9 protein-coding genes are annotated in these 9,612 nt (G+C 57.2%); 3 read left to right on the plus strand and 6 right to left on the minus strand.

What is annotated here, in order from left to right; genetic code table 11:
• Window positions 1–203: 203 nt before the first annotated feature.
• The 4 genes from B5T_RS15560 to B5T_RS15575 form a co-directional block, all read right to left on the minus strand.
• Window positions 204–1,304 carry an OmpA family protein gene (locus tag B5T_RS15560; RefSeq protein WP_014995483.1) on the minus strand — a complete coding sequence of 367 codons (1,101 nt, stop codon included), beginning with the start codon at window positions 1,302–1,304 and terminating at the stop codon, window positions 204–206.
• Window positions 1,305–1,516: 212 nt separating this feature from the next.
• Window positions 1,517–1,843 (minus strand): YdbL family protein, encoded by a 327-nt coding sequence (locus B5T_RS15565; protein ID WP_014995484.1) that lies wholly within the window; start codon window positions 1,841–1,843, stop codon window positions 1,517–1,519.
• Between the two features lie 39 nt (window positions 1,844–1,882).
• Window positions 1,883–2,083, minus strand: a complete 201-nt coding sequence (locus tag B5T_RS15570) for a YnbE family lipoprotein (protein WP_014995485.1) — start codon at window positions 2,081–2,083, stop codon at window positions 1,883–1,885.
• Window positions 2,080–4,686, minus strand: a complete 2,607-nt coding sequence (locus tag B5T_RS15575; RefSeq protein ID WP_014995486.1) for an intermembrane phospholipid transport protein YdbH family protein — start codon at window positions 4,684–4,686, stop codon at window positions 2,080–2,082. The genes B5T_RS15570 and B5T_RS15575 overlap by 4 nt, the downstream gene beginning before the upstream one ends.
• 787 nt (window positions 4,687–5,473) lie before the next feature.
• Here B5T_RS15575 and B5T_RS15580 point away from each other — a divergent pair.
• Window positions 5,474–6,850 (plus strand): tyrosine-type recombinase/integrase, encoded by a 1,377-nt coding sequence (locus tag B5T_RS15580; RefSeq protein ID WP_014995487.1) that lies wholly within the window; start codon window positions 5,474–5,476, stop codon window positions 6,848–6,850.
• A gap of 42 nt (window positions 6,851–6,892) precedes the next feature.
• On the opposite strand, the gene B5T_RS15585 is transcribed toward B5T_RS15580, so the two are convergent.
• Both B5T_RS15585 and B5T_RS15590 read right to left on the minus strand, forming a co-directional pair.
• Window positions 6,893–7,828, minus strand: a complete 936-nt coding sequence (locus tag B5T_RS15585) for a nucleotidyl transferase AbiEii/AbiGii toxin family protein (protein WP_014995488.1) — start codon at window positions 7,826–7,828, stop codon at window positions 6,893–6,895.
• Entirely contained in the window at window positions 7,794–8,207 is a 414-nt protein-coding gene (locus B5T_RS15590) for a DUF6088 family protein (protein ID WP_041717066.1), read from the minus strand. The genes B5T_RS15585 and B5T_RS15590 overlap by 35 nt, the downstream gene beginning before the upstream one ends.
• Before the next feature lie 265 nt (window positions 8,208–8,472).
• On the opposite strand from B5T_RS15590, the gene B5T_RS23260 reads away from it, so the two are divergent.
• Both B5T_RS23260 and B5T_RS15595 read left to right on the plus strand, forming a co-directional pair.
• Window positions 8,473–8,622, plus strand: coding sequence for an ATP-binding protein (locus B5T_RS23260; RefSeq protein ID WP_148279278.1), 150 nt, complete (start codon window positions 8,473–8,475; stop codon window positions 8,620–8,622).
• Window positions 8,619–9,449: a WYL domain-containing transcriptional regulator gene (locus tag B5T_RS15595; RefSeq protein ID WP_014995490.1), complete on the plus strand. Its 831-nt coding sequence runs from the start codon at window positions 8,619–8,621 to the stop codon at window positions 9,447–9,449. Before B5T_RS23260 ends, B5T_RS15595 begins: the two co-directional genes overlap by 4 nt.
• Window positions 9,450–9,612: the final 163 nt, after the last annotated feature.

Raw genomic sequence — 9,612 nt, forward strand, 5'->3', positions numbered from 1 at the left:
ACATGTGTCAGACCTCCTCGGGGACGACGTCTACACCGTAGCATGGGCGATCAGGAAAGCGAGCCGCTTTACCTTCGTTCTTGATCCATATCAAACCGGACTCACGCCTCCCGGCAATAACGACAAAGCCCCGGCCAATCAGCCAGGGCTTTGTCGTTTCTCGGGGACAGCTCAAGCTGCCCCTATTCAGTTACCACGAACCGTTATTCCTTGAACTGCGGTTCAGCCTGCTCGGTGTCGACGAAGATTTCCGCGCGACGATTCTTCGCCCGGCCTTCGCGGGTGTCATTGGATTCCGCCGGACGGGTTTCACCAAAGCCTTTGGTGGTGATCTTGCCGCCATCCACTTTGTAGTCCTGGATCAGGCGATCCTTCACCGCCTGGGCACGACGTTCGGACAGGCCCTGGTTGTATTCCGCCGGGCCGGTGCTGTCGGCATGGCCTTCCACGCGGATGGCACCGCTTTCGCCTTTGTTCAGGTTGTCCGCGGCCTGACGCACTTCATCATTGAACTGGGCGCTGATGTCCGCTTTATCGAAGCCGAAGTAGATCACGTTCATGCTTTGATCGCTGACCGTGTCGTACTTCTGACAACCGCGCTCATCCACCACGGCACCGGCCGGGGTATCCGGGCAGGCATCACGATCATCCGGCACGCCGTCGCCATCCTGGTCGCCAATCACCGGTGCCGGCTCCGGTTCCGGCGCCGCGTGAGCGGTGCTCACACCGAACAAGACGTTGACCGCGGCGTAGACCTGGCCGGTCCAGAAATCCCGATCCGCCGCGTAGGCTTGGCGGGTCCCGAGATCCAGCAGGATGCGATCAGCGAAGGCGCGCTGAATACCGACTTCCACACCGGTCATGAAGGCATGTTGCTTGTCGCCTTTATCGCCGGTGACGTTGTCGTTAAGGCTTTCCAGTACCAGGTCACCCATGTTGAAACCGGCATAGGGTTCAAAACCCAGGAAGCTGGTGCCGTTCATGTGGTAACGCAGGCTGGCGAAATAGCTTTGTACATCCCAGCGGGCACCGGAATTGTAATCGCTTTCCACGTCACCATCAGATTCTTCGTACCAGGCCTGGATGGACCAGTTGGGGTTGAAACGCCAGCCAAGCTGGCCGCCGTAAAACCAGTTGTCTTCGCCGCCATCGATATCTTCACCGAAGGCTTCGTTGTCGTAAAAGAAATAATGGCTGGCGTTAGCGCCGATGTACCCATAAGTATCCGGTACGTTTTCGGCAAAGGCAGGGGCGGCAACCATCATCGGGGAGATGAACGCCGCTGCGAGCAATCTTTCTTTCATGGCAAGCTCCTATCGGTACAAATCGATCCACAATGGAATCAATGTAGAGCCGCCATCGTCTGATGAGGATAGACAAACGTAAATATTGTGGAAAAGTGGAACTTTTTTTACCTCATCTAACATTCCCTAAGCGTTCAGTTTCAAATGACCTTCCAGGGAGAAGGTCATTTATTACTAGAAAAAACAAAAAACTAATTATAACGACCTATGAATTATTTTTTAATCCACTGCCCGTCCGGAGTTTTAACGTATTCCCCCCCAGAGGTTTTCTCGATAGCCTTCTGACCGGCCAGATTGGCCACCTGCTCCAACGTAATGCCATTCTGACGGGCGATACGTTCGTAGGCTTGGCGTCGTTTTTCATTGACATCCGATACCAGTTGCACGGCTTCCGGCGTTGCCTTCACCACCCCCAGATAGCCATTGGGTTGTTCACCCACCAACCCCTGGGTTTTTGCCTGGTCCAGCTCCAATGCAAAGGCGGTCCCCGCCATCGTCAGCGTCGCTACCATCAGCGCGATTTTGATTATCTTCATCATGCCTTGCCTCCTTAAACGGCAATCTCTTGTTGGCAAGTGTTAGAACAGATCGTCGTTCTGTTCGAACAACGCATCGATGTCTTTTTCCACCTTCAACCGGATTTCATGATCAATTTTCACATTCAGGTTGATGGTGATCGGTTCCTTGGGCGCTTCCAGTGCCACCCGGGGCGTACAGGCCATCAGCGGCAACAGCAGAGCCGTCAGCAACAGGCCTCGCCCTCCCCGATTGATTTTCATTGTGTGCTCTCCATCGGCGTCCGTTTCATGATCTCATCGGTGATCTGATCACCGATGCGCAAGCTGCGCAACAGGTCCCTGACATTTTCCTTGTGCGTGTAATTAAAGACCACGGGCAGGCGATTTTGTTGCGGGTTGATGCCCTCAATGGTGACCGCCGCGTCCAGCCAGCCGCTGTCCTCCATATCCAGCTGTGCAAAAAAGCGACTGATCAACAGTGGATTCAATGAATCCAGTGCCAGGCCCACCGCCTGGTTGGATTGCGCCATGGCCTGGACCGCCGAGGTCATTGGAACTTCCAGGGACAAAGGGCCTTCGTTGGATAACCGTCCACCCCGCACCGCCACGCTGTTGCGCGACAAACGCAGCGGCAGATAGCCGCCCACCGTACCGGACAGCGATACCACCGGCTCATTCTGCAACGCCGCCACCTGGTTCAGGTCAATACCGGTCACCACCACTGTCTGCCACTGATCCGACGGCCACTGCAACTTCGGCGCCAGCACCTCACCGCCGAGCACCTCGGCACGGATATCGCTGAAACGCCAGACCTCCAGGTCCGAGTGACCGCTCAAACGAATATTGGTGATCGGCGTACCCACATCCACCGACGCCAGGGAAATCGGCTCCCGTGTTCTCAGGTCGGCCTCACCATCCTGCCAGTCCAGCGCCAATCGTGCGTTCAGTCCGCACGCCAGCACACTGCCCCAGTCCAGGTCCGCCCCGGAGACATTGGCTTTAACCCCGAAAGAGACCACCTGGTCCCACAACCAGTCGCCGTCCGCGACCAACTGCCCGGACTGCAGGGTAAAGCCAAGCCCCCGGCTCAGTTCAGGACGCAACGCCGAAGACAACGACAGATCACCGGCATAACCGGTGCCAAAGGGACGGGCACTGACCGCCAGCGACGCCTCCCAATCCTTCACCGCCAGTTCCGCGCGGGCACGCTGTCCGTTCAGATTCACCGTGCCGGTGAGCACCGGCAGTTCCCAACGCTCCGCCAGCAGCCCTTCTCCCCGCAGAGCCAGTTGCCCGTGGATACCGCCATCCTGATAACGCAACGGCGTCCGAGCGGTCAGCGACAACGGCTTCAATAGGGTCTTTCCCTGCACCGCCTGCGCCACGGAAATCGCCGCGCCCCTGGCCAGAGTGAACACGCCATCGTGCCACTGCCAGCGACCATCAAGGTGCGCCGCGCCGCCCTGGTCCAGGTAATCAGCCGCGTCCACATCGGCATCCAGACGGCCGGCCCAAACGCCATGATCGTCCCTCCGCCCACTCATTCGGGCCTGGAACGGCAGACGCTGATAACGACCCTTGAGAGAGGCCCGCACCGGCCAGTATGGCGGCTTCAGTTCCGCCACCGGCGCCGTGGCCTCCACGCTCAGATCCGCGTTTTCGAGATGTACCTTGAGCGGCTCCCCACTGACGCCGTCCGCGCCCGCCCGGCCGCGCCAGCCGCCGCCCAGACGATACCCTTGCCATTGCCCGGCCAGGGACAACGCCCCTTGCCAATGCACGCCGTCCGGGCTCCACAGCAACTGGCTGTTACTGGTGGTCAGGGTGGCCTCCTGATAACGCACGGACAGTGGCAGCGTCACTTCTCCGTCGGCGGCCAACGGCACCGTCACCGACTCCCGCAGACTCAGCCGCATCTGTTCCGGCAGAGTCAGCTCAAACGGCGCCACCAGCAACTGCTCTCTCCGCCACTGAAAAGCGACCGCGCCATCCAACCCTTCGGACAGCGTCAAACGCCCCTGCCCCGCTCCCAGCCTCTGATCGTCGCTGGCCAGGGTCAGCAGCGCTTGCCCCTGTGGCCCCCGAGCCTCCAACCGCCCCCTGGCCTGCTCAATCACGCCATCAAAAGTCCCACTGGCGGTCAGCCCTTCCCCCGGCAATAACCGCCATCCCGCCGGCAGCGCCAACGGATCGGAAAGCGTCAGTGACGCCTGCCAGCGGGGTTGCTCCACGGTGACCGTACCACTCAGATTGGCCCGGTAATCCTCATCGGCCATACCCAGTTCGCTGCCGGTCAGCGCCAATTCGGCCCGGACCAGCTTTCCAGGAAGCCATTGCCCCGAGCCGCTGAATTCCACCGCGCCGATGGCGCGGCTGTCCAGATCCGACACCGGGATTTGCCCATGCACCTGCCATGCCCCGCTGTCCTGCCGGTAATCACCGAACACCTCGCCATTGCGGAATCCGGCCCGCCCCTGCCAGTGACCGTTTTTCTGCGTCAGCTCAAGGGATAACGGCGGATAATCCTGCCACTGAAATGCCCACACCCTGACATCCAACGCCGGCAGGTCGGGTAATTCGGAAAGCGGCTCGGAAGCGGTATCGGAATCACAATGGCGAATCGACACGCTGTCGGCAGTGACGGTGATGGGACGCAGCGAGGAAAGACGCAATCCCCGCAGAGACAAGGGGCGACATTCGCCCTGCCGCTGCCACAATCCGGTGACTACCAGCCCTTGGCGCCAGCCGATCCCCTGCCAGCGCCAGCCCAGACTCCAGGCGACCACGAACGGTAACAGCAGCAACAACACCAGAACCACCAGTGTTGCCACCACCCCGATTCGACGCCGCGACCAAGCTGCCATGGAGATCCTTGTCGGAAACGAATGTATCCCACGCCAAGCATGGCGTGTCCTTGTCAGGAAATATAGAGGTCAAACCGAGGCAAAAGTGCCATGGGCGATGGGGTGGGCACTCGTCATGGAATAACGGGAATGAGTCTCTCCGCTATCCCTGATGGAGGGCATAAAAAAGGTTCATCGCGGAATGACGGGAATGAGTGTCTCCATCGGGGCACGGGTCTGCACGGAGGCCTTCCGGGATCGCTGTAAATACATCCCTGTAAGCTCCCGGTTTGACGTCCCTGTCAAACAGGGTCCCGGAAGGCCTCCGTGCAGACCCGTTTCGAGTGAACCGCCGCGTTCCGGACTCCAACGACGACGGACCTTTCCAGAAACGGCCGTCTGGCACCTCGAAGCAGAGCCGTGTTACGCCTTTGCGGAACCTGCTTCACGACGTTCCCGCAAAGGTGTAACACGGCTCTGCTGTCCCTGATGGAGGGTAAGGCCGTTTCCCTCTAAACCGCGATGAACCATAAAAAAGCCCCGGTGAAAATCACCAGGGCTCTTTCTCTCTCGTTTGGTCGGGACGGGAGGATTCGAACCTCCGACCCCTTGCACCCCATGCAATTTCTATATGGATGAGCACGGACCCTGGCGAACTTTCAGAGAGGCCTCTATGATAGAAAATACGCGGCTTTCAGCCTGTTCTTGTGTCTACACAAGTCCGCTGACATCCGCCGACAGCCAGACGATCCGGTGGGGCAAAAGTGGGGCAAAATTATCAAACCGCAGATTATGCAGGGAGTAGAACATGGCCAAACTGACGGTTAAGCAACTGGAAGCCCTCACCGCAATGGATGACGGCAAGACACTGCGCGAGGATAACGGCCTGGTCGCCAAGGTCCGCGCCGGCGTGCGAGGCGTCACGGTACTGTTTCGCTATGAGTTCAAACTGGATGGGGTCAAGCGTGATTACCGCCTCGGCAGTTGGCCCAAGAAAACACTGGCCCAGATTCGGGCCAACCGTGACGAAGCCAAAGCCTCAGTTACCAAAGGTATCGACCCCACCGCTGCCCAGAAGGCAGCCAGGATTGAAGCCCAAGCCGCCATTGCCTCAACCATCGCCGAAGCCGAGCGCCAAGCGTCGGAAAACAGGACGGTGAACGAGCTATTTGAAGCTTGGCTCGACGATGGCGTATCGCGGCAAGATAACAATGCCGAACTCCGCAGAAGTTTTGGCAAAGACGTGCTCCCCTTGATTGGCAAGACGCCGCTGCGTGCCTTGACCGATAAGGACCTCCTCTCTGTGCTCAGAACGGTAAAGGCTCGCGGCCTGAACCGCTCCGTCGTTATTCTGAACAACGACTTGGGTCAAATGCTGCGCTGGGCAGAGAAACGGAAACCCTGGCGCACCTTGATGGCTGACGGGAACCCTGCCGATCTGGTGGATGTCAAGCCCCTACTGGATAGCGACTATCAGGAAGAACGGGAGCGGGTACTCTCCGCCGAAGAGATTCGAGAGCTGCGAGACGTCTTCGAGAAACTGGAAGCGGATTACGCTGCCCTGCCGGCGGGCCAGAAATACAGCGGCATCCGCCCGGTAAACCCGCGCGTGCAATGCGCCATCTGGATCTGCCTGGCGACCCTATGCCGCATCGGCGAGCTGCTTCAAGCGGAATGGAAGCATGTCGACTTTGCCACCGGTCACTGGTTCATCCCCGCGCAGAACACCAAGGGGCATCGCGGAAAGCGGCAAGACCACCATGTCTTTCTATCGCCTTTTGCATTGTCACAGTTCAAACGGCTACACCAGGAAACCGGGCACACCCCCTTCCTATTCCCAAACAGAGTTGGAGACAGCCACGTCAACACGAAGACTGTCAGCAAACTGATCGGTGACCGGCAGTGCCGCTTCAAGAATCGCAGCAAACCTCTGGCCGGCCGACATAATGATGACAGCTTGGTCCTGGCAAATGGTCGAAATGGCGCATGGAGCCCACACGACATGCGCCGCACGGGTGCGACAATGATGCAAGCGATCGGCGTACCGCTCGACATCATAGATCGCTGCCAGAATCATCTCCTGGGCGGCTCGAAAGTCCGGCGGCATTACCTGCGCCATGACTACGCCAAAGAGAAAGCGGAGGCATGGAAGCTACTAGGAGAGCACATAGAAGCGCTATTGTAAGCGTTGGTCCGCTCCATGCTGAGCGGGCAGCTGGGGCTCTACCTACTCGAACAGGGCGGCGACTTCCCTCAGGACCTCTACAGCCGAATCAAAATCCATACTTTCATCATCGTCAGCGTACGACATCGCATCCACAAACTGTGTGTACTCTTCGCGATACTCCTTATCGTTATCCAGGCACTCAATGGCCTCCTGAATCGACTCTGTAAACGGGGCCTGAGTATCGCGCTTTCCTGTCTGCCGATCGCCTTCGAATGAGGATTCTGCGACATCCACAAACAGCTCCTGATCTTCCCTAATCACAGAGATCAGCGCAGCAATATCGTGAAGATGGCGAATCATCGCGGGATCATCACCGTGAGCTGATCGATCACGCTTCAGCACACGCCATGTCAACGCACTTAACTTGTCGGCTGCTGTCTCAATCGGCGGCAGGCACAAGATTTCGACTTCAGGTTCAGTCTCTGTGTAGTACGAAACGAAAGACTGAACCTGCCTGACCTCCGCTTCCAGCCGAGGCTGGGTAAAACTGAATTCAATCTGCAAGCCTGCTCGTAGCGCGGCACTGGTATCATGATTTTGCGGATAGCCAAGCTCGAATTTCACGTAATTACTGGCAACAGCAACTTGGTCTCTATCCAGCATCAAAACATCAACACTCTCAACCGCGCCCAGAATACCTTCACGGTACGCACTGCGAAGCTTCCTCATTTGCCCCGCACTTCCCGACTGCAACGCCAAACAACGGAAATCCAAGTCTTCGGAAAAGCGCTGTATTAGCCCATACCCCTTGGAAAGACTGGTACCCCCAGAAAAAATCCCCTGAAATCCATCACTCTCATACTCAGCAATAGCCTTCAAGGCTTGAACTGAATACCAGTCTTTCTCGACAAAGGCAGAACCGATACCCATCTCCGCCGCAATTTCCTCAATAACGTCGGGATCAGGAGACATACTGATACTTGATTGACTTGCCATCGTAGGCCATCTTCCTTGAAACACGCCCCTTCACAGCAATCAGCCGCCCGGTGGGCACCTGCGTAGAGCGCCTGCTGTTATAGCTCGTCTGCTCTTTAGACGAGACCACTTCAACACCCAGCTTCTGGGTCAGGGCCTCACGAGCCAGCTCTGGCAACGGCTTTACCGGAACAAGCTTGTTACTGAGCGAGGAACGCCTGGCTTTGGCATAAAGGCCTCGCCCGAACTTGATCAACACCTCCTCCCGCACCAGCTCACGCAGGGCTCGACCAACCTGGTCCCGATCAGACAGATCACTAAAGTCAGCGGGCACAAAGACCACGCCAGCATTCCGGCTTATCCTGTACTTTACCTTCGACTTCAATGAGTTAAGCGCCATGTTCCACTCCTGCCAATACAGCAGCAACATACAATTATACGACACTATAACACACACAATGAAAACATAATATTCAACAATATCAGCATCTTATGAAATCCCACGAAAAATCGCGAACCCAAATAAGTCGTCACTCCCGTATAAGTTAGGACTCTTGCGCGGAAACCCGACACTGTCCTTTTGGCCACCCCTTGAACAGGGTGGTGTTTTCTATATGCTGACCTCTAATCACCTGATGTGTTTTACAGCATTCAAGGAGACCGCCATGGACAGGGGCCTAGCCCGCATCATCCTGGTCGACAGCTACATGCCTGGCCGAGCCACGGAGGTGGCGGTCTCTGGACACACCAGCATCAACGGGCGAAATGGGGCCGGCAGGACTCTGGAGCTGGTACCGGTAGAGCGTCTGCCATGAGCCATCACGACTACCGGCGCGAGACCCGCCATCAAGCCCTGGAACTCCTGATTCGCTGGGAAGGCGGGTGCAATGCCACTACCTTGGGAGAACTCTTCAGCCTGGATCGCACCAATGCGGGCAGGGACTTCCGCGACTACCGGGCCCGCTTCGGGGGAATCGAATATGACGCCTCCCGACGGCAGTACCGCGCCAGCTGCTCGTTTCGTTGCCACTTCAGTGACGGCAGCCTGGACGAATATGTGGCTTTGTGCGCACGGCACAAGCGTCACGACGGCATTTTCGACTTTGCCACCGCAAGCCCCATTCCCGTTCGCGAGCCCGTCATTCAGGATGTTGTGGCGGCGATCCTGAATCGGGTCCCAATCGACATTACCTACCGCTCCTGGAATCACCCGGCGGGAATTGAACGTCGGATTCACCCACATGCGATCGCCTTTTCCGGCCTGCGCTGGCATGCCCGCGCCTTCGATAAAAGAACTCAGTCTTACCGGGACTTCAACCTGAACCGTATAATTGCTCTGGATACAGTACGAGGAGTCGCCTACGTCAGCGGAGATAAAGACCTCTACTGGAATACCCGAGCAACGATTAAACTGATTGCCAACCCGAAGCTTTCAACTGAAGAGAAAACGATGGTGGAAGCCGAGTACGGGATGACCAACGGGGTCCTGCTCATACGACCTCGGCAATCCATGTGTCACTACGTCCTGCAGTCATTAAATGCGGAAATTGTAGACAATGAGGCCGCCTGCTCAGGTCGCGCCCGCCCTATAGTGGTAGCAAATGCCAAAGATATACGACCTTTTCTTTTTGGGAACTCTTGATGCAGCGGTGTGTTAGGCATGATTTACAGGGCATTTATTTATATAGGCCCAAAAACCTACACTTAGCCCAATACTTATTTGTTGAATTCGAGCGAACAAGGGCGGATATGTACAGATAGATCCCAATCGCTTCCACTACCTTTATCAGGAAAAAAGGCCACTG

Source organism: Alloalcanivorax dieselolei B5, assembly GCF_000300005.1.
GTDB lineage: Bacteria > Pseudomonadota > Gammaproteobacteria > Pseudomonadales > Alcanivoracaceae > Alloalcanivorax > Alloalcanivorax dieselolei.

What these genes read in the sequence shown, in the direction of transcription:
- B5T_RS15560 (WP_014995483.1), bottom strand. Translation starts at nt 1,304, where the DNA reads ATGAAAGAAAGATTGCTCGCAGCGGCGTTCATCTCCCCGATGATGGTT.
- B5T_RS15565 (WP_014995484.1), bottom strand. Translation starts at nt 1,843, where the DNA reads ATGATGAAGATAATCAAAATCGCGCTGATGGTAGCGACGCTGACGATG.
- B5T_RS15570 (WP_014995485.1), bottom strand. Translation starts at nt 2,083, where the DNA reads ATGAAAATCAATCGGGGAGGGCGAGGCCTGTTGCTGACGGCTCTGCTG.
- B5T_RS15575 (WP_014995486.1), bottom strand. Translation starts at nt 4,686, where the DNA reads ATGGCAGCTTGGTCGCGGCGTCGAATCGGGGTGGTGGCAACACTGGTG.
- B5T_RS15580 (WP_014995487.1), top strand. Translation starts at nt 5,474, where the DNA reads ATGGCCAAACTGACGGTTAAGCAACTGGAAGCCCTCACCGCAATGGAT.
- B5T_RS15585 (WP_014995488.1), bottom strand. Translation starts at nt 7,828, where the DNA reads ATGGCAAGTCAATCAAGTATCAGTATGTCTCCTGATCCCGACGTTATT.
- B5T_RS15590 (WP_041717066.1), bottom strand. Translation starts at nt 8,207, where the DNA reads ATGGCGCTTAACTCATTGAAGTCGAAGGTAAAGTACAGGATAAGCCGG.
- B5T_RS23260 (WP_148279278.1), top strand. Translation starts at nt 8,473, where the DNA reads ATGGACAGGGGCCTAGCCCGCATCATCCTGGTCGACAGCTACATGCCT.
- B5T_RS15595 (WP_014995490.1), top strand. Translation starts at nt 8,619, where the DNA reads ATGAGCCATCACGACTACCGGCGCGAGACCCGCCATCAAGCCCTGGAA.